Origin of the sequence: Delftia sp. HK171 (genome assembly GCF_001886655.1) — a bacterium.
In the GTDB taxonomy this organism is placed as follows: Bacteria; Pseudomonadota; Gammaproteobacteria; order Burkholderiales; family Burkholderiaceae_C; genus Comamonas; species Comamonas acidovorans.
In genome coordinates, this window is record NZ_CP018101.1 from 2,205,791 (window position 1) to 2,229,913 (window position 24,123).

Below are 24,123 nucleotides of genomic sequence, written 5' to 3' on the forward strand. Positions count from 1 at the left end.
GCGCCGCAGTCCTTCGGGATCGATCAGTGTCAATGCGCCATAGGAGACGCGGACCGCTCCGATGTCCTCCAGCTCCCCAGGGTGCGATTGACGATCTGGCGCGACACGCCGGCCAGGCTGGCCAGCTCCTCCTGCGACATGCCCAGGTGCCGGTTGCCGTTGTCCGGATACAGCCTCGAATCGGTCAGCTCCGAGATGCAGTGCGCCACATGGCGGCTGGAATGGTGCAGCCGCGCATGCTCGCAGCGGCCGATGAACTGGCCCAGGCGCGCATTGAGCTGGTCCAGCAGGAAGCGGTTGAAGCCGAGGCTGCGCTCCAGCAGCCAGTGAAAGGTGCTGGCCGGCATCAGTGCCACCAGCGTATCCTCGATCGCCGTCGCGTCGAACGGCCAGCATTCGTGCTTGAGCAGTGTGCCCTCGCCGAACCAGCAACCCGGGGTAAAGGTGGCCAGCGTGGTGCTGCGCCCGGTAGGCGACAGTGCATGGATCTTGACCGCTCCCTGGACGACGCCGGCCCAGTGGCCGGCCCGGTGCGTCTTGTGGCAAAGCGGGGTGCCGGCCGGTATGTGCCGCAACAGCACCTCCCGCCGCAACCTGAGCAGGTGGGCCCTGCTCAGGTGGGGCGCAAAGGGCGCGGACTTGAGGACGGCGTTGATCGTGGGCGGCTGCATGGTGCTTGATGCAAATCTTCAATGAAAGTCTGCTGCTTCATTGCATGAATTGGCACGCTGCAAACCCTGATCACCGGCCCCCGGACGCCTGCGGGACTTCGCGCAAGGCGCAACTCAATCGTTGCGCGAGACCGGAGCAGGCCCGGCCTTGGTGCCCGCCGGGCCGGCACTGAAATCGGTCAGGAAGGCCGCCTCCTGGCTCTGGCCCGTTCCGGCCTGGCTCCAGTCGCACACTCCCGCCGCAAACACTGCGGCAAGGCGCTTTTGCTGGGCCGGGCTGAAGGTGATGCCGGCGTACTCCGGGCTGGTGAACGAAAGGGGCTTGAGCTGGCACTGGTAGATGTCCTCCACGAGCGGGCCTCCGGCCACCTGGCGTGGCGACAGGGTCGGCTTGAGGGGACAGGCTGGGTCGTCCAGGGCCAGGACTTTGTCGAGATCCGAAGGGGCGGCTCCCGTTGCGGCGATGCATCCATCCCTGACATCCGAAGGCCTGTTGCGCACCACTTTCTGTGCCAGCGCAGCGCCGGTGGTGTCGCGCTCCACGGCGGTCAGCCAGCGGTCCATCATGACAAAGGCCTCGCGTCGCATGGCCGGGGCGATCAGCAGCGGGACCATGCCCTTGCTGGCACGGATCACATGGTTGTCATGGTGGCCGTTGGCGGCATCCAGCCGTGCGCGTTGCTGCAGGCTGCGCCAAGTCATGTGGATGTCGCTGCCGCCCTCGGGCCGCAGGTCAATGATGGCCACCTGGGACAGGTTCCTGCCGTTGCTGGTGAGGCCACTGCTGTAGAGCCTGGGCAGCAGGCTGGCCACGGCCCGCTCGCGGGCTGCCGGCCGGGACGCAGTGCCGCCGGTCCAGTCCATGTCGTTGGTGTAGCTGCCGATGCCTTCGTTGAGCTGCACGAAAGCCTCCGCGTCGATGGCGCCCGACTGCAGTGCCTTGAGTCCGTACTGCAGGCCCGTGTTGTCATACGGCAGCTGCGGCTTGGTGTGGCCGTCGGTGTTCTTGAACGTCCCGAACACCGGGACCAGCATGTCGTGGATCGAGCAGCGCACGCCCTGGCCGCGTGTGCGCGGGTCGTAGACGATGGAGGCGGGAAAGCCCACGCCGCAGTTGTCGGGCAGCCGGGGGTTCTGCGGGGCGATGAAGCTCCCTACCCATTTGTCGCAGTAGCTGGCCGGATGGCCGTTGATGGCGGCCTTCGCGGTGTCGCTCAGTGCCTGTCCTGCGGCCGTCCTGTAGTAGCTGGACAGCAGGCCGCAGTCGCGTGTTTCCATCCAGGTGGACACAGCATCGGGATAGCTCAGCCCCGTCTGTATGCCCTGCAGCAGACCCGGCATGGCGGAGGCGATCACTGTCTGCATCATGGAGCCACCCGAGTCGCCGTCGCCCATGGTGTAGCGCACTTCGCCGTAGTTCTCGATCAGATGCTCCTTGATGCGCATCATGTTCTCGGCGGCCAGCAACTCGTTGTTGTTGTGCAGGTGGTTGGTCAGCATGGCTTTCACGACCATGTGGCCTGCCGCGAGCGCGTTGGGGTCGAACGGCAGGCTGCCGCTGAACTGGTCGAGGAGGTTGACCGCCGGCTCCTGGAAGCGATTGCCGGAAGCGGCTGCGCCGAATCGCCACAGCACCTTGCCGTTCCATCCCTTTTGCGGCTCCCAGGGCGTCCAGGCCTGCGCGGGGTCATGGTAGGCCAGGATCTGGAAGGTGCCGCGGCCCATGACGCCAGTTTCCATGCGCAGCAGGTGCTTGACCGTATCTCCGCGGTCGTTGGTGAAGTCGGCGATCTCGCTGTCGGCCGGGCGCTGCGATGGGTCGTAGGCCACATGGCAGGGCGTGGCGCCTGCCGGACCCATCGTGCAGGCGCTGCCTTGCCTGGCCTTGGGCATGTAGTAGTAGGTGTACTGGGTCCTGGTATTGCACTGGACATCCACCGGATCGGTATCGAGACCGCTGACGCGCGTGGTCACGGTCGCCGACAGTGCCGTGCCCGGCACGGAAACGGTGGCTTGCGCGCCATTGCGCGTGGCGCAGATCCACGGCGCGGTCTGCGGCCCGGCGAAGATGGGATCGCCCCGGCCATGGTTGGTGATGTCCAGCCGTGCCCTCGCGCTGCCGGCCGCCGTGGCGGTGAGGGTGTTGGCGCCCACCTTCAATCCCTCGACCCGGCCCAGAATCCGGCCATTGGCGCGCTGGGCGAACCGGGCGGTGACATCCGTGCCATTGAGCGCCACCTTCAGCGCACCGGGCGGGCTGCCCTTGGGCAGCACAATTTCAATATAGGCATTGCCGTCGCTGATCATGTCGGCCCGGTTGGACAGGCTGCGTATCTCGATGACACCCAGGCCTGAGTCACCGCTGCCGCCGCAGGCGGTCAGCACACTGGCGAGCGTGGCTGCGGCCACCATGCCCGAAAAAGGGGTTGGCTGTTTCATCGTCTTGTCTCCTGCAATCCACTTCCTTTTGAAGCGATTTCATTGAATCACGCTAACAGTCTGGAAGTCTGTATAGGTTTGGACAATGGTTTGCCGGCGACTGGCTCGCATATTGCATGTGCTGCGTGCACAAGTGTTTAACCGCCCCTGCCCAGGGCATTCTTGGTGCTTGTATCTAGCTGGCGGGGGTCATGGCTGGGTTACGCTGCGGGCTCCCCATGACCTGCGGCGCGTCCCCGGCGCGACCGCTCTTTTTTTCGCTGATTGCTTCGCTACATGCGCGACCAGGCCCTGTTCGACAAGATTGATCTGCACCTGATACGGGTGCTGCACACGGTGCTGACCGAGCGCAGCGTCTCGCGTGCCGCATTGCGCCTGGGCATGCACCAGCCGGCGGTGTCCGCTGCGCTCAAGCGCCTGCGCGACCTGGCCGGCGATTCGCTGCTGGTGCGCTCGGGCGCGCACATGCAGCCCACCGAGGCCGGGCTGCGCATGGTGCAGCCGGCCGCCGACATCCTGCGCGCGGCCGAGGGCCTGTTCAGCGATGCGCGCCATTTCGATCCCCGCACTTCCACGCGCACCTTCCGCATCGCCGCCAGCGACTACCTGGACCCGCTGTTCCTGCCGCGCCTGGTGGCCCATCTCAAGACCGAGGCGCCCGGCTGCCCCGTGGACATCCTGGCGCTCAACGGCGACGCGCACTACGAGGTGCAACTGGCCCAGGGCGATGTGGACGTGGTGATCGGCAACTGGCCCGAGCCGCCGCAGGGCCTGCACATGGCCAGCCTGTTCGAGGACGAGGTGGTCTGCCTGGTCAGCCCCCAGCACCCGGCCGTGCGCCGCGGCTGGGACGTGGCCCAGTGGCTGGAGGCCGAGCACATTGCGCCCACGCCCACCTATCCGGGCGCGCGCGGCGTGATCGACGACCAGCTGTCCCGCATGGGCCTGCAGCGCCAGGTGGCGGCGCGCTGCGCGCATTTCAGCCTGATCCCCGACATCGTGGCCACCAGCTTGCTGGTGCTGACCACGGGGCGGCTGTTCTGCGAGCGCTTCAGCCAGCGCCTGCCCCTGGTGATCCTGCCCTGCCCGGTGGAGTTCGCGCCGCTGGTGTACTACCAGCTGTGGCACGCCCGCACGCACATGGGCGCCTCCACGCGCTGGCTGCGCGACGCCGTGCGGCATGTGGCCCTGATGTCCCGTGCCCGCTAGGCGATGGCGGCAGGAACCGCCTTTTTGGTGAACAAAGTGGTGGTCGATATGAGGGCCGCCGAGGCGGTTTCAAGGACTTGTGTTCCAGTTTGTTGCAGAAATTGAAAGACAATCCCAGCCATGAATCCCCCCGATACAGTCCCCCTGCCAGCCGCCGCACCGCCCCGGCTGCAGCTGACAGGCATCACCAAGCGCTATCCGGCGGTGGTGGCCAACAACGGTATTTCGCTGACCGTGGGCGCCGGCGAAGTGCATGCCATCCTGGGTGAGAACGGTGCCGGCAAGTCCACGCTGATGAAGATCATCTACGGCGCCGTCAAGCCCGACGAGGGCCGCATCGAGGTCGATGGCAAGCCGGTCCACATCCGCAACCCGCAGGAGGCGCGCCAGCTGGGCATCGCCATGGTGTTCCAGCATTTCAGCCTGTTCGACACGCTGTCCGTGGCCGAGAACGTCTGGCTGGGCCTGGACAAGAGCCTGCCGCTGGCCGAGGTGGTGAAGCGCATCGAGTCCACGGCGCATGACTACGGGCTGGAGGTCGATCCCCACCGCCCCGTGCACACGCTGAGCGTGGGCGAGATGCAGCGCGTGGAAATCATCCGCGCCCTGCTCACGCACCCGCGCGTGCTCATTCTTGACGAGCCCACCTCGGTGCTCACGCCGCAGGCGGTGGAGAAGCTCTTCGTCGTGCTGCGCCGCCTGGCGTCCGAGGGCTGCTCCATCCTCTACATCAGCCACAAGCTGCACGAGATCCGTTCGCTGTGCACGGCCTGTACCGTGCTGCGCGGCGGGCAGGTGACGGGTGTGTGCAACCCGGCCGTGGAGAGCAATGCCTCGCTGTCGCGGCTGATGATCGGCTCGGAGCCGCCCGAGCTCACGCACCGCGAATCCCAGGTCGGCGCCAGCGTGCTGCGCGTGCAGGGCCTGGCGCTGGCGCGCTCGGAGCCCTTCGGCGTGGACCTGCATGGCATACAGCTCGATGTGCGCGCGGGCGAAGTCGTGGGCATCGCCGGTGTCTCGGGCAATGGCCAGAAGGAATTGCTGTATGCGCTGTCCGGCGAGGACACGCGCGCGGCGCCCGAGATGGTGCAGATTGCCGGCCGGGAGGCGGGGCGCCTGGGCCCCGGCCGGCGCCGTGCGCTGGGCCTGCACTTCGTGCCGGAGGAGCGTCTTGGCCGCGGTGCCGTGCCCAGCATGGGCCTGGCGCACAACCTGCTGCTGACGCGCAAGACCGCGCTGGGCGCGGGCGGGTGGATCCGCATGGGCCAGTTGCAGGAGCAGGCGCGCGCCATCATCGCGCGCTTCAACGTCAAGGCCGGTGGCCCCAACGCGGCTGCGCAGTCGCTGTCGGGCGGCAACCTGCAGAAATTCATCGTGGGCCGGGAGATCGATGCCAGGCCCAAGCTGCTCATCATCTCCCAGCCTACCTGGGGGGTGGACGTGGGGGCGGCCGCGCAGATCCGCGGCGCCATCCTGCAATTGCGTGACGAAGGCTGCGCCGTGCTGGTGCTCAGCGAGGAGTTGGACGAATTGTTCGAAATATGTGACCGCCTGCATGTGGTGGCCAAGGGCCGGCTGTCGCCCTCGGTGGCGCGGGCCGATGCCACCGTGCAGCAGATCGGCGAGTGGATGAGCGGCCTGTGGGACGGTGCTGCCGCCCCGAACGCCGCCCAGAACGCCGCCAGGGGAGGCGCCCATGTTCAAGCTTGAGCAACGCCCCCAGGCCTCGAAGCTGTGGACCTACGGTTCGCCCGTGCTGGCGCTGGCCATCACCGTGCTGATCGGCGTGTGCCTGTTCGTGATGCTGGGCAAAGACCCGGTGCGCGGCCTGCAGGCCTTCTTCTGGGACCCCGTCAAGTCCACCTATGCGCTGGGCGAGCTGGCCGTCAAGGCCACGCCGCTGCTGCTGATCGCGCTGGGGCTGGCCGTGTGCTTTCGCTCCAATGTGTGGAACATCGGTGCCGAAGGCCAGTTCGTGATCGGCGCCGTGGCCGCAGGCGGCGTGGCGCTGCTGGCGGACAAGACCACGGGCCCGTGGATCGTGCCCGCCATCCTGGTGGCCGGCATGCTGGGCGGCATGGTCTGGGCCGGCATTGTGGCCCTGCTGCGCGACCGCTTCAACGCCAATGAAATCCTGGTCAGCCTGATGCTGGTCTACGTGGCCACCCTGGTGCTGGGCTTTCTGGTCTACGGGCCGTGGAAGGACCCCATGGGCTACAACTTCCCGCAGACCAAGACCTTCGAGCGCGTCACGCAGATCCCCAAGCTCATGCAGGGCATGCGCACCAACATCGGGCTGCTGCTGGCGCTGGCTGCGGCGGCCATGCTGTGGGTTTTCCTGTTCCGTACCCGTGCCGGCTTTGCGCTGCAGGTCGGTGGGCTGGCCCCGGCTGCTGCGCGCTACGCGGGCTTTTCCTCGCGCCGCGCGCTGTGGACGGCGCTGCTGATCTCGGGCGCCGCCGCCGGCCTGGCCGGTGCGCTGGAAGTGGCCGGCCCGCTGGGCCAGCTCACGCCCTATGTCCCGGCCGGCTACGGCTTCGCCGCCATCATCGTGGCCTTCGTCGGCCGCCTGCATCCCGTGGGCATGATCTTTTCCGCGATTCTCATGAGCATGTTCTATATCGGGGGCGAACTCGCCCAGTCGCGCCTGGGCCTGCCCAAGGCGCTGACCGGCGTGTTCCAGGGCCTGCTGCTGTTCACGCTGCTGGCCTGCGACACGCTGGTGGCCTACCGCGTGCGGTGGGTGTCCCGCACGCCCGTGGTCCCGCCCGCAGCGTCGCCTGCCGTCAAGGAGGCCCGCTGATGGAATCCTATGCACTGCTGCTGGGCTCCACGCTCAGCGCCGGCACCGTGCTGGCGCTGGCCGCGCTGGGCCTGCTGATCAATGAAAAGGCCGGCATCGTCAACCTGGGTGCCGAGGGCATGATGCTGTGCGCCGCCATTGCGGGCTTTGCCGCCGTGGTCCACACGGGCAGCACCACCGTGGGCTTTCTGGCCGGCATGGGCGCGGGCGCGCTGCTGGCTGCCATATTCGGCGTGCTGGTGATCTGGCTGAACACCAACCAGTACGCGACGGGGCTGGCCCTGTCGCTGTTCGGCACGGGCTTCTCGGCCTTCCTGGGCCTGGGCTATGTGCAGGCGCGCCTGCCCGAGCTGCCCAAGTTCGCCGTGCCCTGGCTGTCCGACCTGCCCGTGGTCGGCACGGCGCTGTTCCGCCTGCATCCGCTGGTCTATGGCGCGGTGGTCATTGCGGCGGCCCTGGTCTGGTTCCTCTACCGCACGCGGGCCGGCCTGGTGCTGCGCGCCGTGGGTGAGTCGCCCCAGTCGGCCCACGCGCTGGGCTATCCGGTGCGCCGCATCCGCCTGGCGGCCGTGGTCTTCGGCGGCGCCATGTGCGGGCTGGCCGGCGCCTACATCTCCACCGTCTATACGCCGCTGTGGGTGGAGGGCATGGTGTCGGGCCGGGGCTGGATCGCGCTGGCGTTGACCACCTTTGCCACCTGGCGCCCTGCGCGCGTGCTGCTGGGCGCCTACCTGTTCGGCGGTGTGACCATGCTGCAGTTCCACCTGCAGGCCACGGGCGTGCAGGTGGCCAGCCAGCTGCTGTCCATGCTGCCCTACCTGGCGACCATCGTCGTGCTGGTGCTGATCTCGCGCAATCCGGCCTGGATCCGTGCCAACATGCCGGCCTCGCTGGGCAAGCCCTTCTACCCGGGCTCCTGACGCTTTCATTTTTTTCTCTCCCTCCAGAACCACAAAAGGACAAACGCATGCCCGCTTTGCGCGAACGCACCCTGAAACCTGGCCTGAAAAGCACGCTCGTGAAGATGATCGGCCTGTCGGCCATCTCGGTGGCGGCCCTGACCGCCTGCGGCAAGAAGGAAGAGGCCGCAGCGCCTGCTCCCGCTGCCGCGCCTGCCGCCCAGGCGCCGGCCGAGAAGCTCAAGATCGGCTTCATGTACGTCAGCCCCATCGGCGACGGTGGCTGGACCTTCCAGCACGAGCTGGGCCGCAAGGCCATCCAGGAGAAGTTCGGCGACAAGGTGGAAACCTCCTTTGTCGAAAGCGTGCCCGAGAGCGCCGATGCCGAGCGCGTGATGCGCGACATGGCCGGCCAGGGCAACAAGCTGATCTTCGCGACCAGCTTCGGCTACCAGGAGTTCGTGCAGAAGGTCGCGGCCGACCTCAAGGACGTGAAGTTCGAGCACGCCACCGGCTACAAGAACGCCGACAACGTGGCCACCTACGACACCAAGACCTTCGAGGGCGCCTACCTGGCCGGCATCGTGGCCGGCGGCATGACCAAGACCAAGACCGTCGGCGTCGTGGCCTCGGTGCCGATTCCGGAAGTGGTGCGCAACATCAACAGCTTCGTGCTGGGTGCGCAAAGCGTCGATCCCTCGATCAAGGCCAAGGTGGTCTGGGTGAACGAGTGGTTCGCCCCGCCCAAGGAGTCCGAGGCTGCCACCTCGCTGATCAACGGCGGCGTGGACGTGCTCTACCAGAACACCAACTCCCCGGCCGTGCTCAAGACGGCCGAGGAACGCGGTGCGCGCGCCTTCGGCAAGGACGGCGACATGAGCGCCTTCGCGCCCAAGGCCCACCTGGGCTCGGCCGTGATCGACTGGACGCCTTACTACAGCAAGGTCACCCAGGACACGCTGGACGGCAAGTGGCAGGGCGGCTCGTTCTGGTGGGGCGTGAAGGAAGGCGCCATCGACCTCGTGAAGATCGCCGACGACGTGCCCCAGGACATCAAGGACAAGGTCGCCAAGGCACGCGACGGCTTGAAGGACGGCAGCTTCGCCGTCTGGACCGGCCCCATCAAGGACAACACCGGCAAGGAAGTGCTGACGGCAGGCCAGGTCGGCGATCTGGGCTTCATGACCAGCATCAACTTCTTCGTCAACGGCGTCGAAGGCAAGGTGCCGGGCGCCAAGTGATCCGACGGCAGTCCATGCACCAAGGGCCCTTCGGGCCCTTTTTTCTGCCGCGATCCGCCAGACGGGTCCGCCCTATGCACCACGATTGTGCAAAGCCCCCAAAATGTGGTTTTCCCGCATGCTTGGTGGCTCTGGCGCAGGCGGCTGGCGCCATTCTTGCTTTATTCTCGGGACCCATCGCGGCGGGTCTGCGCCCCTGCGGACACCGCCTTCTTCCTGCCTGCCGCAGGACCACTTGAGGAAACTTCGATGACTGATCTTCACAAACGCTCCCTGATCAAGGTGGCAGCGCTGTCGGCCGTGGCCGCCGCCGCGCTGGCCGGCTGTGGCAAGAAGGAGGAGGCCGCGCCTGCGCCCGCTCCCGTTGCCGAGGCCCCTGCTGCCGCTGCAACCGAGCCTTTGAAGATCGCCTTCGCCTACGTGGGCCCCGTCGGTGACGGCGGCTACACCTTTGCCCACGACCAGGGCCGCCTGGCGCTGGAGAAGGAATTCGGCGACAAGATCAAGACCTCCTATGTGGAGAGCGTGCCCGAGGGCGCCGACGCCGAGCGCGTGCTGCGCGACATGGCCGCCAACGGCAACAAGCTGGTCTTCGGCACCACCTTCGGCTACATGGAGCCCATCCAGAAGATCGCTCCCGACTTCCCCGATGTGAAGTTCGAGCACGCCACCGGCTACAAGACCGCCGCCAACGTCAGCACCTACGACAGCCGCACCTACGAAGGCGCCTACCTGGCCGGCATCATCGCGGGCTCCATGACCAAGTCCAATGTGCTGGGCGTGGTCGGCTCCGTGCCGATTCCCGAAGTGCTGCGCAACATCAACAGCTTCACGCTGGGCGCGCAGTCCATGAACCCCAAGATCAAGACCAAGGTGGTCTGGGTCAACGAGTGGTTCGCCCCCCCGAAGGAAACCGAGGCTGCGACTTCGCTGATCAACGGCGGCGCCGACATCCTGTTCCAGAACACCGACTCCGCCGCCGTGCTCAAGACGGCCGAGGAAAAGGGCAAGCGCGCCTTCGGCTGGGACTCCGACATGACGGCCTACGGCCCCAAGGCCCACCTGGGCTCGGCCATCATCAACTGGACGCCCTACTACACCAAGACCGTGCGCGAGATGCTGGACGGCAAGTGGAGCAGCCAGCAGACCTGGTGGGGCGTGAAGGAAGGCGCGATCGACATCGTCTCGCTGGCCGATGACGTGCCCGCCGAAGCCAAGGCGAAGATCGAAGAGGTCAAGAAGGGCCTGAAGGACGGCACCTTCCACATCTGGAAGGGCCCGATCGCAGGCCAGGACGGCAAGGAACTGCTGGCCGCCGACGCCGTGGCCGAGGACAAGTTCCTCACGGGCATCAACTTCTACGTCAAGGGCGTGGAAGGCAAGGTGCCGGGCCAGGACAGCAAGTAAGACAGACGCCAGGCCGCCCGGCGCAGGCCGGGTTGCCTGCCGCCGGCAGGGCCGCCTTCGGGCGGCCTTGGCGTTCATGCGCCGCACAGGTGCTGAACAGGTGCTGAACAGGTGCTGAACAGGTGCCGCACCTTTACCGTACCTGTGCCGTACCTGTGCTGCGCATCGAGTGGGTTTATGCTCGCTCCCAGCCGCGGCCTGCCCGCCGCCGCGGAACAGACTGACAGCAAGAGATTCCCCCATGATCGAAAACTCCCTCTGGCATCCCGTGGCCCAGGCCCACGAAGTTGTCGATGCGCCGCTGGGCGTGCAACTGCTGGACCAGCCCCTGGTGCTGTGGCGCGATCCGCAAGGCCTGGTCCGCGTCTTCGTGGACCGCTGCCCGCACCGTGGCGCACGCCTGTCCATGGGCCGTGTCGAGAACGGCCACCTTGAATGCCCCTACCACGGCTGGCAGTTCGCCGACAGCGGCCAGTGCGTCAAGGTGCCGGCCCTGCCCAGCTTCACGCCGCCGCCCTCGCAATGCGTGAAGGCCTTCGAGGCACAGGAAGCCTACGGCCTGGTCTGGGTGCGGCTGGCCACGGGCGAGGAGCTCTCGGCGGCTCCGGCCCTGGCGGCCCTGGCGGCACTTCCAGCCTTTGAAGCCGAGGCGGACGCGCACCTGCGCAAGCTCAACTGCGGCCCCTACGATGTGGCCGCCAGCGCGCCGCGCATCATCGAGAACTTCCTGGACATGTCGCACTTCGGCTTTGTCCACGAAGGCTGGCTGGGCAGCCGCGACGCCACGGCCATCGAAGCCTATGCCGTGGAGACCACGTCGACGGGTGTGCTGGCCACGGGCTGCAAGGCCGTGCAGCCGCAGTCCAACCTGCACTCCACCAGCGCGGCCGAGGTCGAATACACCTACGAAGTCACGGCGCCCTATGCTGCCGTGCTGACCAAGCTGCCCGAGTCCGGCACCACCAAGGTAGGCTGGCGCGAGTCCATCGCACTGTTCATCTGCCCCGTCACGCCCGAGACCAGCCGCGTCTGGTTCCGGCTGGCCGTGGCAGACTTCGACTCGCCCGACGCCCAGCTGCAGGAATTCCAGCACACCATCTTCTGCCAGGACCAGCCCGTGCTGGAGTCCCAGCAGCCCAAGTGCCTGCCGCTGGACCCGCGCGCCGAAATGCACTCTGCGGCCGACCGCATGTCGTCCGCCTACCGCCGCTACCTCCGGGCCAGCGGCATCACCTTCGGAGTCTGCTGATGCACACCGTACCCGCCGTGGATGCCGCGCATCTGCCCCAATTGCTCAAGGCCATGCCCAAGGCCGAGCTGCACATACACATCGAAGGCTCGCTGGAGCCCGAGCTGATCTTCGCCCTGGCCCAGCGCAACGGCGTGAAGCTGCCCTACGCCAGCGTGGAAGACCTGCGCCGCGCCTATGCCTTCACCGACCTGCAAAGCTTTCTGGACATCTACTACGCCGGCGCCAGCGTGCTGCTGTACGAGCAGGATTTCTACGACATGGGCCGCGCCTACCTGACGCGCGCCGCGCAGGACAACGTGGTCCATGCCGAGATCTTCTTCGACCCCCAGACCCACACCCAGCGCGGCGTGGGCATGGAGACCGTGATCAACGGCCTGTACCGCGCCTGCCGCGATGCGGAGATAGAGCAGGGCATCTCGTCGGCGCTGATCCTGAGCTTTCTGCGCCACCTCAGCGAAGAGGACGCTTTCGCCACGCTGGAGGCCGCGCTGCCGCTGCGCGACCGCTTCATCGGCGTGGGGCTGGACAGCAGCGAGGTCGGCAACCCGCCCGAGAAGTTCGCCCGCGTGTTCGCGCGCTGCCGCGAGCTGGGCCTGCACCTGGTCGCGCATGCGGGCGAGGAGGGACCTCCCGCCTACATCTGGGGCGCGCTGGACGTGCTGCATTCCGAGCGCATAGACCACGGCGTGCAGGCCGCGCGCGACGAGGCCCTGATGCAGCGCCTGGTGCGCGACGGCGTGCCGCTGACCGTGTGCCCGCTGTCCAACCTCAAGCTGTGTGTGGTGTCCGACCTGGCCCAGCACAACCTGCCCCAGCTCTTGGAGGCAGGGCTCAAGGTCACGGTCAACTCCGATGATCCGGCCTATTTCGGCGGCTATGTGAACGAGAACTACCTGCAGCTGTTCGCCGCCACGGGCATGAACTCGCAGCAGGCCTGGCAGCTGGCGGTCAACAGCTTTGACGCCAGCTTCGTCACACCCCAGCAGCGCGCCCACTGGATGCGCCAGCTGGAGGCCGTGTTCGCCCGATACGCCGCCCTGGCCTGAGCCCGTTCAGGCCAGCGCCTGCCTGAGGCGCTCGGCATGGTCCTGCAGCGCCTGCATGCCGGGCTCCTTGCGCGGCCAGCCCAGGCCCACGCCGTCGCCCTCGTGGCGCGGCAGCACATGGAGGTGGAAGTGGAAGACGGTCTGCCCGCCGGCCGCGCCATTGGCCTGGAACAGGCTGATGCCTTCGGGGTCGAACGCTGACTGCACGGCCTGCGCCACGCGCTGGGCCGTGCGCATCACGGCGCCGGCCTCGTCGGGCGTGAGGTCCAGCAGGGTCACGGCATGGCGCTTGCTGGCCACCAGCACATGGCCGGGGTTGACCTGGCCGATGTCCATGAAGGCGATGGTCTGCTCGTCCTCGAACACCTTGGCGGACGGGATCTCGCCCGCCACGAGGCGGCAAAAAAGGCACTGCCCCGGGGGCGAGGTATCGACGAACATCGGCATGGTCCTGTACTCCTTGGTGGTTGCTTGGGGTTGGAATTTGCCGACGATCTTAGTGGACGGTATCTGCCGTCCCTTATGGAGGCCATAAGCGCAGGCCCAGGCAGCCCTCAGGGCCGCTGCCTATAATCGCGCCCCGCACCGGCCGCTGCCCATGGCCGGTGCGTTTTCATTTCCGGGCCATGTAGAGGAACACCATGTACAAAAACCTCGCAGCCGCAGTCGCGGCCGCAAGTCTTGTATCCACGGCCTTGTCCCAAGGCCATCCCGCCCCTTCATCCCCCGCAGGGTCCGCGCCCCTCAAGGCCGCCTTCGTCTATCTGACGCCCGTGCTCGACGCCGGCTGGACGCGCCAGCACGACGAGGGCCGGCGCGCCTTGCAGGCGGCCCTGGGCCCGCGCGTGCAGACCCGTGCGGTGGACAGCGTGCCCGAGGGCCCCGACGCCGAGCGCGTGCTGCGCGACCTGGCGGCCTCGGGCAACCAGCTGATCTTCACCACCAGCTTCGGCTACACCGAGTCCGTGATGCGCGTGGCGCGCGACTTCCCGCAGGTGAAGTTCGAGTCGGTCACGGGCTTCAAGCGCACCGACAACGTGGCCACCTCGAATGCGCGCTACTACGAGGGCCGCTATCTGTCGGGCATTGCCGCCGGCCGTGCCAGCAAGACGGGCGTGGCCGGCTTCGTGGTCGGCTTTCCGATTCCCGAGGTGCTGCAAGGCATCAACGCCTTCACGCTGGGCATGCGTTCTGTCAATCCCAAGGCCACGGTCAAGGTGGTCTGGCTGGATACCTGGTTCGACCCGCCGCGCGAGCGCGATGCGGCCATGGCGCTGTTCAACGGCGGCGTGGACGTGGTGTCCTTCCAGGTCGCATCCACGGCCGTGATGCAGGCCGCCCAGGAGCGCGGCCGCATGGCGATTGCCTACCACTCCGACATGCGCAAGGACGGGCCCGACGCCCAGTTGCTGGCCGTCACCCACCAGTGGGGCGACTACTACACGGCGCGCGCCCGCGCCGTGCTGGACGGCAGCTGGAAGAGCCAGGACACCTGGGGCGGCGTGCGCGAGGGCATGATCCGCGTGGAGGGCTTCGGCCCCAAGCTGCCGCCCGCCGTGCGCGAGGAAGTGCTGCAGCGCCAAAAGGACATGGCCCAGGGCCGCCTGCAGCCCTTCAAGGCCGGCGACCAGCCGGTGCGCGACAACCAGGGCCAGGTGCGCATTCCTGCCGGCAAGCAGCTGGACGATGCACAGATCCTGCAGATGAACTGGCTGGTGGAAGGCGTGCAGGCCACCCTGCCCAAGTGATGCCGCCTGCGGGGCGTCCGATCCTGGCGTAAACCCTAGGATGGCGCCTGCCAATGGCGCCTATAGCGCTGCGGATATGGCATCTGCCTGTCCGCCCGCTAAGCTTGGCGGCATGCAAATCTACCGTTCCTCATTGCTGCGTTTTGCCGACGATGGCCAGGCGCTCTACGACGAAGACGGCCTGCTGGCCGTCGCCCCGGATGACAGGGGGCAGCAGCGCGTCGTCGCCGCCGGCAGCTGGCAAGCGCTGCAGGCGCAGTTCACCGGACAGCCGGGCGCCGAAGTCACCCATCTGCCGGGTCGCATCCTGGCGCCGGGCTTCATCGACCTGCACATCCACTATCCGCAGACCGATGTGATCGGCGCGCCCGCCGCCGGCCTGCTGCCCTGGCTGGAGAAATACACCTTTCCGCACGAGTCGGCCTTTTGCGAACGCGCCCATGCCGACAGCGTGGCCGAGTTCTTCCTGGACGAGCTGCAGCGCAACGGCGTGACCACGGCGCTGGCCTTTGCCACCTCGCACCCGGGTTCGGTCGATGCGTTCATGGGCGCGTCGCAGGCGCGCGGCATGCGCATGATCACGGGCAAGGTGCTGCAGGACCGCCACAGCCCCGACGGCGTGCGCGACCAGACCGAGCAAAGCCTGATCGACACCGAAAACCTGATCCAGCGCTGGCATGGCGTGGACCGCCTGGGCTACGCCATCACGCCGCGCTTTGCGCCCACCAGCACGCACGAGCAGCTGCGCGGCGCGGGCGAGCTGGCCGCACGGTACGCCGATGTCTGGATCCAGTCGCACGTGGCCGAGAACCTGGACGAAGTGCGCTGGGTGGCCGAGCTCTTTCCGAAGGCCCGCAGCTATCTGTCGGTCTACGACGACTTCGGCCTGATGCGCGAGCGCGCCGTCTACGCGCACTGCATCCACCTGGACGACGAGGACCGCGCACTGATGCGTGAACGCAGCACCGCTGCGGCCGTCAGCCCCACCAGCAACCTGTTCCTGGGCAGCGGCTTCTTCGACTTTGCGCGGGCCGATGCCGCGCAGTTCCTCTACGGCCTGGCCAGCGACGTGGGCGGCGGCATGAGCTTCAGCCCTTTCCGCACCATGCAGGCCGCCTATGTGGCGGGCCGCGAGGGCCAGACCAAGCAGGGCCTGAGCCTGTCTCCGGGCAACCTGTGGTGGCAGCACACGGCGGGCGCGGCGCGCGCCCTGGGCCTGGCGGGCCAGGTGGGCAACCTGCAGCCGGGCTGCGAGGCCGACTTCGTGGTCATCAACCCGGCCTGCACGCCGCTGCTCGAGCGCAAGACCCGCCAGGCCGAGAGCCTGGACGAGCTGCTGTTCGCCATGATCATCCTGGGCGATGACCGCCTGATCGAGCGCACCGTCGTTTCTCAAGCAAAATAGCGCCTTTGCGCCAGTGCCCGGCCGGGTGCTGGCGCCTGACAAGTGCAGCTAGGGAACGAGGAATTGCCATGAGCATCAAGAGCGACAAGTGGATCCGTCGCATGGCCGAGGATCACGGCATGATCGAGCCTTTCGAGCCGGCCCAGGTTCGCAACGTCGATGGCCGCAAGATCATCAGCTACGGCACCAGCAGCTATGGCTACGACATCCGCTGCGCACCCGAATTCAAGGTGTTCACCAACATCCACAGCACCGTGGTGGACCCCAAGAACTTCGATGAAAAGAGCTTCGTCGATTTCGAGGGTGACAGCTGCATCATCCCGCCCAACAGCTTCGCGCTGGCGCGCACAGTCGAGTACTTCCGCATCCCGCGCAACGTGCTGACCATCTGCCTGGGCAAGAGCACCTACGCGCGCTGCGGCATCATCGTCAACGTCACCCCCTTCGAGCCCGAATGGGAAGGCTATGTGACGCTGGAGTTCTCCAACACCACGCCGCTGCCCGCCCGCATCTACGCCGGCGAAGGCTGCGCCCAGGTGCTGTTCTTCGAGAGCGATCCCGACGATGTCTGCGAGGTCAGCTACCGCGACCGTGGCGGCAAGTACCAGGGCCAGGTGGGCGTGACGCTTCCCAAGGCCTGACGGCTTTGGCCCGGAAGACAAGGCCCGCAGCGAAAGCTGCGGGCCTTTTTCATCGCCGGGCCGCCCCAAGATGAAAAGCAGCCCCCTGGGGGGCAGCGGACCTTGCGCAGCAAGGGTAGCGTGGGGGCCATTTTTCATCGCCGGGCCGCCCCAAGATGAAAAGCAACCCCCTCGGGGAGGCAGCGGACCTTGCGCAGCAAGGGTAGCGTGGGGGCCATTTTTCATCGCCGGGCCGCCCCAAGATGAAAAGCAGCCCCCTCGGGGGGCAGCGGACCTTGCGCAGCAAGGGGAGCGTGGGGGCCATTTTCATTCCACCAGCGCCAGGGCGGCGTCGATGCGCGAATGTGCGCCGCAGCTCTCGCGCCGTGCGGCGGCGGCCGTGGCCATGAGCCAGCAGACATCGAGCTGGTTGCGCAGCGCATGGCCTGCGGCAGGTGCCAGCCTTTCACGCCATGCCGCAATGCGCTGCACGGCCTGCGCCAGGCCCTGGTCGCTGCGCTGTATGCCCACGCAGTCCTGCATGAGCTGGCGCAACTCCTGCGCGACGGCTGCCGTGTCCTGCTCCTGTGCGCCGGCCTGCAGGGTTTCGGTCGGCCGGGCCGGCGCAGGGGCGGCAGCCGGCTGCTGCGCGATGGCCCGGGCGGCAGCCCGCCCCATCACCACGCATTCGAGCAGCGAATTGCTGGCCAGCCGGTTGGCGCCGTGCAGGCCGGTGCGCGCCACCTCGCCAATGGCGCGCAGGCCATCGACATCCGTGCGCCCGTCGATATCGGCCAGCACGCCGCCGCAGGCGTAGTGGGCGCAGGGGGCCACGGGAATCGGCTGCGTGGCAATGTCGATGCCATGGCTGGCGCACAGGGCCATCACGCCCGGGAAATGCGACTGCAGCCAGGCACGTGGCCGGTGGGTGATGTCCAGGTGCACGAAGGCCAGGCCATGGCGGTCCATCTCGTGCCGGATGGCCCTGGCCACGATGTCGCGCGGCGCCAGTTCAGCCCGCTCGTCATGGGCAGGCATGAAGCGCGTGCCGTCCGGCAGGCGCAGCAGGGCGCCTTCGCCGCGCAATGCCTCGGAGACCAGGCCGGCCGCACGGCCGCCCACCTGCAGGGCCGTGGGATGGAACTGCATGAACTCCAGGTCGCCCACACGGCAGCCCGCGCGCCAGGCCATGGCCACGCCGTCGCCCGTGGCGGTGGCCGGGTTGGTGGTGGCGGGATAGACCTGCCCCAGCCCGCCCGTGGCCAGCACGGTATGCGCGGCATGCCAGCGCTGCTGGTGGCCATCGGGCAGGCGCACCAGCGCGCCTGTGCAGTGCGCAGGCTGTCCTTCGGTCAGCAGGTCCAGCGCGCTGGTGTGCTCATGCAAATCGATGTTCGCGCGCTCCCGGCAGGCGTGCAGCAGGGCGGCGTGCACGGCCTGTCCGGTGCAGTCGGCGGCATGCACGATGCGGCTGCGGCCGTGGCCGCCCTCGCGCGTGAGGTGCAGGCCACCGCTGTCGTCACGCGTGAAAGGCACGCCGTGGGCCACCAGCCAATTGATGGCGGCAGGCGCCTGCTCAAGGATGGCGCGCACGGCCTGTGCATCGCACTGGCCTGCGCCCGCGACCAGGGTGTCTGCCACGTGTTCGTCGATGCTGTCCTGTGCATCCAGCACGGCGGCAATGCCGCCCTGGGCCCAGGCGCTGGCGCATTCCTCGGCCGCGCCCTTGCTGAGCAGGGCCACGCGCAGATGCGGCGGCAGCGACAGGGCGGCGGCCATGCCGGCCAGGCCGGCGCCGATGATGAGTACGTCTGTGCAAGGCTGTGTCATGGCGCTGTCCTCAGGCGGGACCGAAATGCTGGAAGAGCGCTGCATCGCGCGCAAGGTCGCCGCTGGCGCGCACGGGCTGGCGGTGGCCGGCCGCGAAAGCCAGCATGCGTTCGATGGGGCGGCGCGCGGCCTGGGCAATGGCGGGGTCCACCTCGATGGCGCACAGGCCCTGCTCCAGGGCCAGTTCCACGCCGTGCAGGCTGTTCATCGCCATCCAGGGGCACATGGCGCAGCTCTTGCAGGTGGCGCCCTGGCCGGCCGTGGGCGCGGGCAGGAAGGTCTTGCCCGGGTAGCGCATGCGCATGTCGTGCAGGATGCCCTGGTCGGTGGCGACGATGAAGGTGTCGGTAGGCAGCCGGCCTGCCGCGTTGATGAGCTGGGTGGTGGAGCCCACCACATCGGCCTGGGCGGCCACGGCGGCCGGCGACTCGGGGTGCACGAGGATGGCGGCCTGCGGGTGCTCCAGCGCCATGGCGGCCAGTTCGTCGGCCTTGAACTCGTCATGGACCAGGCAGGAGCCATGCCACAGCAGCATGTCCGCGCCGGTCTGGCGCTGGATGTGGGCGCCCAGGTGGCGGTCGGGCGCCCAGAGGATCTTCTCGCCGCAGGCGTGCAGGTGGGCCACGATGTCCTGTCCCACCGACGATGTGACCACCCAGTCGGCGCGCGCCTTCACCGCCGCGCTGGTATTGGCGTAGACCACGACCGTGCGGTCGGGATGGGCGTCGCAAAAGGCGCTGAACTCGTCTGCCGGGCAGCCCAGGTCCAGCGAGCAGCTGGCGTCGTCGTCGGGCATGAGCACCCGCTTTTCCGGGCTGAGGATCTTGGCGGTCTCTCCCATGAAGCGCACGCCGGCCACGACCAGGGTGCTGGCCTGGTGCTGGGCGCCGAAGCGCGCCATCTCCAGCGAATCGCCCACGCAGCCGCCGGTCTCGCGCGCCAGGTCCTGCAGTTCGCCGTCCACGTAGTAATGGGCCACGAGCACGGCATCGCGCTCGTGCAGCAGGGCGCGTATGCGCTCGGCGGTCCGAAGGCGCTGGGCGCGGTCAAGTTCGGGAGGAATGCGGGCCCAGGCCTCGCCGATGCCGCACTGGCCGGCGAGGGAGAAATGGGGCTTGTCGTACTGCACGGATTTGAGCTGCATGGTGGCCGTCCGGGACTGTGGAAAGGGCTGGTGATGGCTGCGAATAATATGCTCAATTTGAGTATTAGTGTGGTGTTTTTTGCCGCACAGGTGTTTTGCGGCAGTCAGGAAATCGAGGGCGGGAAAAGCGGCGCGGGGCCGCCTCAGCGCTGCAGCTGCACGTTGTTGCGGCCCGCGCCCTTGGCCTCGTACAGCGCTTCGTCGCCACGGCGCAGCATGGCGGTGGCAGTGTCCGTGGTGCCGCGCAGCGTGGCCACGCCCACGCTGGCGGTGACGGGCTCGCCGTGGGCCATGGGCGTGGAGGCCAGCAGTTCGCGCAGTTGCTCGGCAATGACCACGGCGGCATCGGCCGTGGTGTCGGGCAGCAGCGCCAGGAATTCCTCGCCCCCCATGCGGGCCAGCACGTCGGACTCGCGCAGCCGCATGCGGAAGGCGCGCGCCAGGGTGCGCAGCACGGCGTCGCCCATGTCGTGGCCGTGCTGGTCGTTGATGCGCTTGAAGTAGTCCACGTCGATGACGAGCACGCTCAAGGGGCGGCCGCTGCGGCGCGCCAGCGCCATGGCGAAGTCCAGCTGGAAATCGAAGCCCCGGCGGTTGAGCAGGCCCGTGAGCGGATCGCTGCGCGCCTGGTGCTCCAGTTCGGCATTGGCCTGCTGCAGCTGCAGCGTGCGCTCGCGCACCTGGCGCTCCATGGCCTCATTGGCCGAGCGCAACTGGGCAATGCTGCCGCGCAGCGCCTGCGAAAGGCGGTGCACTTCGCGGCTGCTGTGCAGCTGCGGGATGTCGGAGGCCGCACCGCTGCCGTCGATGCCATTGGCGGCACGGGCCAGGCGCTTGAGATCCTGGCTCAGCCTGCGCGCCACCAGCCAGGCGATGACGGCGGCCACCAGCGCGGCTGCCAGGCCGCCGGCCAGCACCTGGTGCATGGCCTGGCGCGCGGGCGCATAGGCGCTGTCATGCGGCTGCCGGGCCACGATGTGCCAGCCCATGGCGGTTGCCCGGTTGTGGGCCTGCAGCGGCACGGTGGCTGTCAGAAAGCTCTGCGGGCTGTCCTGCCAGCGCGCCACCTGTACGGGCTGCAGCGTGGCATCGGCCGTGTCGGCTGACACGGTATGGGCCACCGGCAGGCGCTGGTCCAGGGCCAGCAACGGCTCCAGGCTGTCGCCCGGCGCGTGGATGAGCCGTCCACGCCGGTCGAAGATGAACAGGCCGATCTGCCGGTCGGCGCTGTCGGCCTGCTGCAGGGTCTGCATGGTTTCGCGCACCCATTCCCAGCTGCTGTGCATGCACAGCACGCCCTGGGTGAGATCGCCCACGCGAATGGGCGCCGCGAAGTCCATGAACCGGCGCGGCGCGCCGTCGGCCGCAGGCGGCAGCAAGGCGGACATCACAGGCGAGGAGGCGCGCACATCGCCCACATGGACGCGCTGCAGGCCCGGCTCGAACCAGGGCCGGTCGCTGACATCGAGGCCCACCAGCACCTGGTCGGTCGCGCTGCGCACCGTGCCCTCGGCGTCGGCCACGCCGATCCAGAGGCTGGTGGGCGTCAGTGAACGGGCGCGGTTGAGCAGTGCGCCCACGCCCGGGGCCTCCAGCCCCTGGATCCAGAGCTCCGGCGAGGCGGCCAGCACTTCCACGGTATGGGCGCGGCTGAACAGGCCATCGGACAGCTGCCGGGCGGCGTTGGAGGCCATGGCATGCAGCGAGGCGCTGACCTCGCGCTCCATGCGCCAGCGCAGCAGCTCGCCGAATGCCAGCGACATCAGCACCGTCACGCCCACCAGCAGCGAGCCGAAGACCAGGGCCAGTTGCGTGCGAAGGCCCAGGCGCTGCCAGCGACTGGGCGCGGTGCTGGAAGCCGGGGCGGGGGAATCCGGGGGGAAAAGCTCGTTCAACGCAGAAATCCGCTTTCAACTGTTCTGGAGTGCGGTCCGGCGCATGGCCAGGCGGGTGGCTGCAAGATCCCAGCCACCCCAGCCGCAGCATTTGAACAGCACGGGCGAATCCGAGCGCGGCCATTGCTCGCGCACCACCTGCTCCAGCGTGGGCAGGGCGGCGACATCGATGCCGGCCTGCAGCAGGTCACCGGCCTCATGCAGCGCATCCCCGGTATCGACCACCACGCGGCCCGACTGCAGCAAGCCCTGGCACAGGCCGGGTGCCAGCTCCACCATCTGCGGCGTGAAGGCGCCCACGGCCGAGATGAAGGCATCGCTGCGCGGCGCCTCGCGCAGCACCACGGCCCGGGCGGGCGTGCAGGTCACGATCAGCGGGCAGTGGCGCGCCGCCGCCTCCACATCCTCCACGGCGGTGGCCTGCAGTCCCATGGCCCGGGCCTGGTCGACCAGCGCCTGGGCGCTCTGCGCGCTGCGCGATGCCACCTGAACCTCGCGCACGTCCAGGCCTGCGGCAAAGGCCTGCAAATGGGCCAGGCCCTGCACGCCGGCGCCCACGATCAGCAACGGACCCTGCGGATTCGGCGCCAGCCTTTGCGCGGCCAGCAGCGATACGGCGGCCGTGCGCCGCGCCGTGACCGTGGGGCCGTCCAGGATCAGGCGGCGCTCGCCCGTGGCCACGTCGAAGACCACCACATCCCCCTGGATGGTGGCGCGCGGCGTGCCGGCGTTGCCGGGCGTGAAGCTGATCAGCTTGGTCATGGCCACCTGGCCGTCGGTGGCGGGCATGCAAAACAGGCTGCCACCGGCCGGCAGGGGCATCACGATGCGCGCCGGCACCTGCGCTGCCTGGGGCTGCAGCAGCAGGGCGGCGATCTCTTCGGCCAGTTCGTTCCAGGGCAACAGCCCGGCCGTGGCCTGGGCGTCAAGGGCGGTGGAGGAGGGCATGCTGGAATGGCTCATGGCCGCGACTGTACACAGTAGGCTTGGATCGACCAATTCGCGATGTGTCCAGTGCTGCGCACAGGCCCGTGAGGGCCTGCGCAGGCACTACGATGTCGCCTATGTCACAAAAGCCTTCTTATCCGCGCGAAGAGCCCCGCTGGGACGGTTCGGCGCGGCCCGAAGCTCCGCGCAAGGAATCGGCCCCGCGCTATGAGCAGCAGCGGCGCGGACCCGCGCCCGAGCCGTGGCAGCGCGAGCAGCCGCCCAGCGAGCAGGCTCCCGCGCCCCGCCGGCCCGGCGAGCCCGCACGCGAGCGGCGCAGGCGCGGCGGATGGGGGCTGGGCCTGGCGGTCGTCATCGGCCTGGGCATCGTCGCCGCGCTGCTGGCCGCCATGGTGCTGGTGGCCCGCGAGCAGGTCCTGCGCAGCCAGGCGCCACCCGCCACCGCCCCCATGGCGGTGCAGCCCGTGCGCTGATACACGCCGTATCATTGCCACAGCTGCGGTCGCTGCAGTCCTGCAGGTTCCGACGTAATATCGCCGCCCGATGCTGCAGGCTGCAGCACAGATCCAGGAGTGAACACCATGAGATGGGATGGCAACCGCGAGTCGGACAATGTGGAAGACCGCCGTGACGAGGGTGGCGGTGGCGGCGGCCCCGTCTTCGGCGGACGCAGCATAGGCATTGGCACCATCGTCATCGCCCTGGTCGGCGGCTGGGTGCTGGGCATCAACCCGCTGACCATCCTGGGTGCGCTCAGCGGCGGCTCGCCGGTGCAGGTGCAGCAGCCTCAGGGCCCGGCCCACAAGCCGCCGGCCGATGACAAGCTCGCCCGCTTTGTTTCCACCGTGCTGGCCGATACCGAAGATGTCTGGCGCGATGTGTTCCGCCAAGGTGGCGCCCAATATACCGATCCCAAGCTCGTGCTGTTCCGTGGCGCAACGCCCACGGCCTGCGGCACGGGGCAGTCGGCCATGGGGCCCTTCTACTGCCCTGCCGACCAGAAGGTGTATATCGACCTGGGCTTCTACGAAACGCTCAAGAACCAGCTGGGCGCGCCCGGCGATTTCGCCCAGGCCTATGTGATTGCCCACGAGGTGGGCCACCACGTGCAGAACCTGCTGGGCATCAGCGCCCAGGTGGACCGCGCCCGTGGCCGCGTCAGCAAGGTCGAATACAACCATCTGTCGGTCAAGCTGGAGCTGCAGGCCGATTGCCTGGCCGGCGTCTGGGCGAACCGCGCGCAAAGCGCCCGCCAGATCCTGGAGCAGGGCGATGTGGAGTCGGCCATGAATGCGGCATCCAAGATCGGCGACGACGCCCTGCAGCGCGCAGGCGGCGGCGCCGTGGTGCCGGACAGCTTCACGCACGGCACCAGCGCCCAGCGCCAGCGCTGGTTCAGCACCGGCCTGCGTACCGGCAGCGTCAAGTCCTGCGACACTTTTTCGGCCGCTTCTCTCTGAGAAGTACCCCCTACACTCGCCTTGCTGTTCAAGGTTCGCCGGCCCCTGCGAGGGGCCGCTTTTTCATCTGGAGGCTGCCCGGCGACGACAAAATGCCCGCATTGCG

Annotated in this window: 20 protein-coding genes; 13 read left to right on the plus strand and 7 right to left on the minus strand. The window is 68.2% G+C overall.

What is annotated here, in order from left to right; translation table 11 throughout:
* Window positions 1-29 precede the first annotated feature (29 nt).
* Window positions 30-671, minus strand: coding sequence for a Crp/Fnr family transcriptional regulator (locus BO996_RS10010; RefSeq protein ID WP_232240507.1), 642 nt, complete (start codon window positions 669-671; stop codon window positions 30-32).
* Between the two features lie 114 nt (window positions 672-785).
* Window positions 786-3,110: a DUF6351 family protein gene (locus tag BO996_RS10015; protein ID WP_071954650.1), complete on the minus strand. Its 2,325-nt coding sequence runs from the start codon at window positions 3,108-3,110 to the stop codon at window positions 786-788.
* Window positions 3,111-3,386: 276 nt separating this feature from the next.
* Between BO996_RS10015 and BO996_RS10020 the strand changes: the two genes are divergently transcribed.
* The 8 genes from BO996_RS10020 (at window position 3,387) to BO996_RS10055 (ending at window position 12,967) form a co-directional block, all read left to right on the plus strand.
* Window positions 3,387-4,319: a LysR family transcriptional regulator gene (locus BO996_RS10020; RefSeq protein WP_012204057.1), complete on the plus strand. Its 933-nt coding sequence runs from the start codon at window positions 3,387-3,389 to the stop codon at window positions 4,317-4,319.
* Window positions 4,320-4,439: 120 nt separating this feature from the next.
* Window positions 4,440-6,029 carry an ABC transporter ATP-binding protein gene (locus BO996_RS10025; RefSeq protein WP_065346735.1) on the plus strand — a complete coding sequence of 530 codons (1,590 nt, stop codon included), beginning with the start codon at window positions 4,440-4,442 and terminating at the stop codon, window positions 6,027-6,029.
* Window positions 6,016-7,122 carry an ABC transporter permease gene (locus tag BO996_RS10030; RefSeq protein WP_071954651.1) on the plus strand — a complete coding sequence of 369 codons (1,107 nt, stop codon included), beginning with the start codon at window positions 6,016-6,018 and terminating at the stop codon, window positions 7,120-7,122. Before BO996_RS10025 ends, BO996_RS10030 begins: the two co-directional genes overlap by 14 nt.
* Window positions 7,122-8,042: an ABC transporter permease gene (locus BO996_RS10035; protein ID WP_013803692.1), complete on the plus strand. Its 921-nt coding sequence runs from the start codon at window positions 7,122-7,124 to the stop codon at window positions 8,040-8,042. The genes BO996_RS10030 and BO996_RS10035 overlap by 1 nt, the downstream gene beginning before the upstream one ends.
* A 47-nt stretch (window positions 8,043-8,089) precedes the next feature.
* Entirely contained in the window at window positions 8,090-9,262 is a 1,173-nt protein-coding gene (locus tag BO996_RS10040; RefSeq protein WP_012204061.1) for a BMP family ABC transporter substrate-binding protein, read from the plus strand.
* A gap of 249 nt (window positions 9,263-9,511) precedes the next feature.
* Window positions 9,512-10,669, plus strand: coding sequence for a BMP family ABC transporter substrate-binding protein (locus BO996_RS10045; protein ID WP_012204065.1), 1,158 nt, complete (start codon window positions 9,512-9,514; stop codon window positions 10,667-10,669).
* Between the two features lie 241 nt (window positions 10,670-10,910).
* On the plus strand, window positions 10,911-11,918 hold the full coding sequence (locus tag BO996_RS10050) for an aromatic ring-hydroxylating dioxygenase subunit alpha (protein WP_071954652.1): 1,008 nt from the start codon (window positions 10,911-10,913) through the stop codon (window positions 11,916-11,918).
* Window positions 11,918-12,967 (plus strand): adenosine deaminase, encoded by a 1,050-nt coding sequence (locus tag BO996_RS10055; protein ID WP_071954653.1) that lies wholly within the window; start codon window positions 11,918-11,920, stop codon window positions 12,965-12,967. The genes BO996_RS10050 and BO996_RS10055 overlap by 1 nt, the downstream gene beginning before the upstream one ends.
* Before the next feature lie 6 nt (window positions 12,968-12,973).
* Here the strand turns inward: BO996_RS10055 and BO996_RS10060 are convergent, their stop codons facing one another.
* Window positions 12,974-13,414 carry an HIT family protein gene (locus tag BO996_RS10060; RefSeq protein ID WP_071954654.1) on the minus strand — a complete coding sequence of 147 codons (441 nt, stop codon included), beginning with the start codon at window positions 13,412-13,414 and terminating at the stop codon, window positions 12,974-12,976.
* A gap of 194 nt (window positions 13,415-13,608) precedes the next feature.
* Between BO996_RS10060 and BO996_RS10065 the strand changes: the two genes are divergently transcribed.
* The 3 genes from BO996_RS10065 (at window position 13,609) to dcd (ending at window position 16,761) form a co-directional block, all read left to right on the plus strand.
* Window positions 13,609-14,715: a BMP family ABC transporter substrate-binding protein gene (locus BO996_RS10065; protein ID WP_071954655.1), complete on the plus strand. Its 1,107-nt coding sequence runs from the start codon at window positions 13,609-13,611 to the stop codon at window positions 14,713-14,715.
* Between the two features lie 112 nt (window positions 14,716-14,827).
* Window positions 14,828-16,120 carry a guanine deaminase gene (guaD, locus tag BO996_RS10070; RefSeq protein WP_071954656.1) on the plus strand — a complete coding sequence of 431 codons (1,293 nt, stop codon included), beginning with the start codon at window positions 14,828-14,830 and terminating at the stop codon, window positions 16,118-16,120.
* Window positions 16,121-16,188: 68 nt separating this feature from the next.
* The gene (gene dcd / locus BO996_RS10075; protein ID WP_013803686.1) at window positions 16,189-16,761 is read left to right on the plus strand and encodes a dCTP deaminase; all 573 of its coding nucleotides are present in this window, start codon (window positions 16,189-16,191) and stop codon (window positions 16,759-16,761) included.
* A 306-nt stretch (window positions 16,762-17,067) separates the two neighbouring features.
* Here the strand turns inward: dcd and nadB are convergent, their stop codons facing one another.
* From nadB to BO996_RS10095, 4 genes are all read right to left on the minus strand, one after another.
* A complete protein-coding gene (nadB, locus tag BO996_RS10080; protein ID WP_071957064.1) occupies window positions 17,068-18,570 on the minus strand; it encodes an L-aspartate oxidase in 1,503 nt (500 codons plus the stop codon).
* Between the two features lie 10 nt (window positions 18,571-18,580).
* Window positions 18,581-19,714, minus strand: a complete 1,134-nt coding sequence (gene nadA / locus BO996_RS10085) for a quinolinate synthase NadA (RefSeq protein ID WP_071954657.1) — start codon at window positions 19,712-19,714, stop codon at window positions 18,581-18,583.
* 143 nt (window positions 19,715-19,857) lie between these two features.
* Window positions 19,858-21,609: a sensor domain-containing diguanylate cyclase gene (locus BO996_RS10090; RefSeq protein ID WP_071954658.1), complete on the minus strand. Its 1,752-nt coding sequence runs from the start codon at window positions 21,607-21,609 to the stop codon at window positions 19,858-19,860.
* Window positions 21,610-21,624: 15 nt separating this feature from the next.
* Window positions 21,625-22,572: a delta(1)-pyrroline-2-carboxylate reductase family protein gene (locus BO996_RS10095; protein WP_071954659.1), complete on the minus strand. Its 948-nt coding sequence runs from the start codon at window positions 22,570-22,572 to the stop codon at window positions 21,625-21,627.
* 101 nt (window positions 22,573-22,673) lie between these two features.
* Between BO996_RS10095 and BO996_RS10100 the strand changes: the two genes are divergently transcribed.
* Both BO996_RS10100 and ypfJ read left to right on the plus strand, forming a co-directional pair.
* On the plus strand, window positions 22,674-23,030 hold the full coding sequence (locus BO996_RS10100) for a hypothetical protein (protein ID WP_224986416.1): 357 nt from the start codon (window positions 22,674-22,676) through the stop codon (window positions 23,028-23,030).
* A gap of 108 nt (window positions 23,031-23,138) precedes the next feature.
* Window positions 23,139-24,017, plus strand: a complete 879-nt coding sequence (gene ypfJ, locus BO996_RS10105) for a KPN_02809 family neutral zinc metallopeptidase (RefSeq protein WP_012204077.1) — start codon at window positions 23,139-23,141, stop codon at window positions 24,015-24,017.
* The last annotated feature ends 106 nt before the right edge of the window (window positions 24,018-24,123 follow it).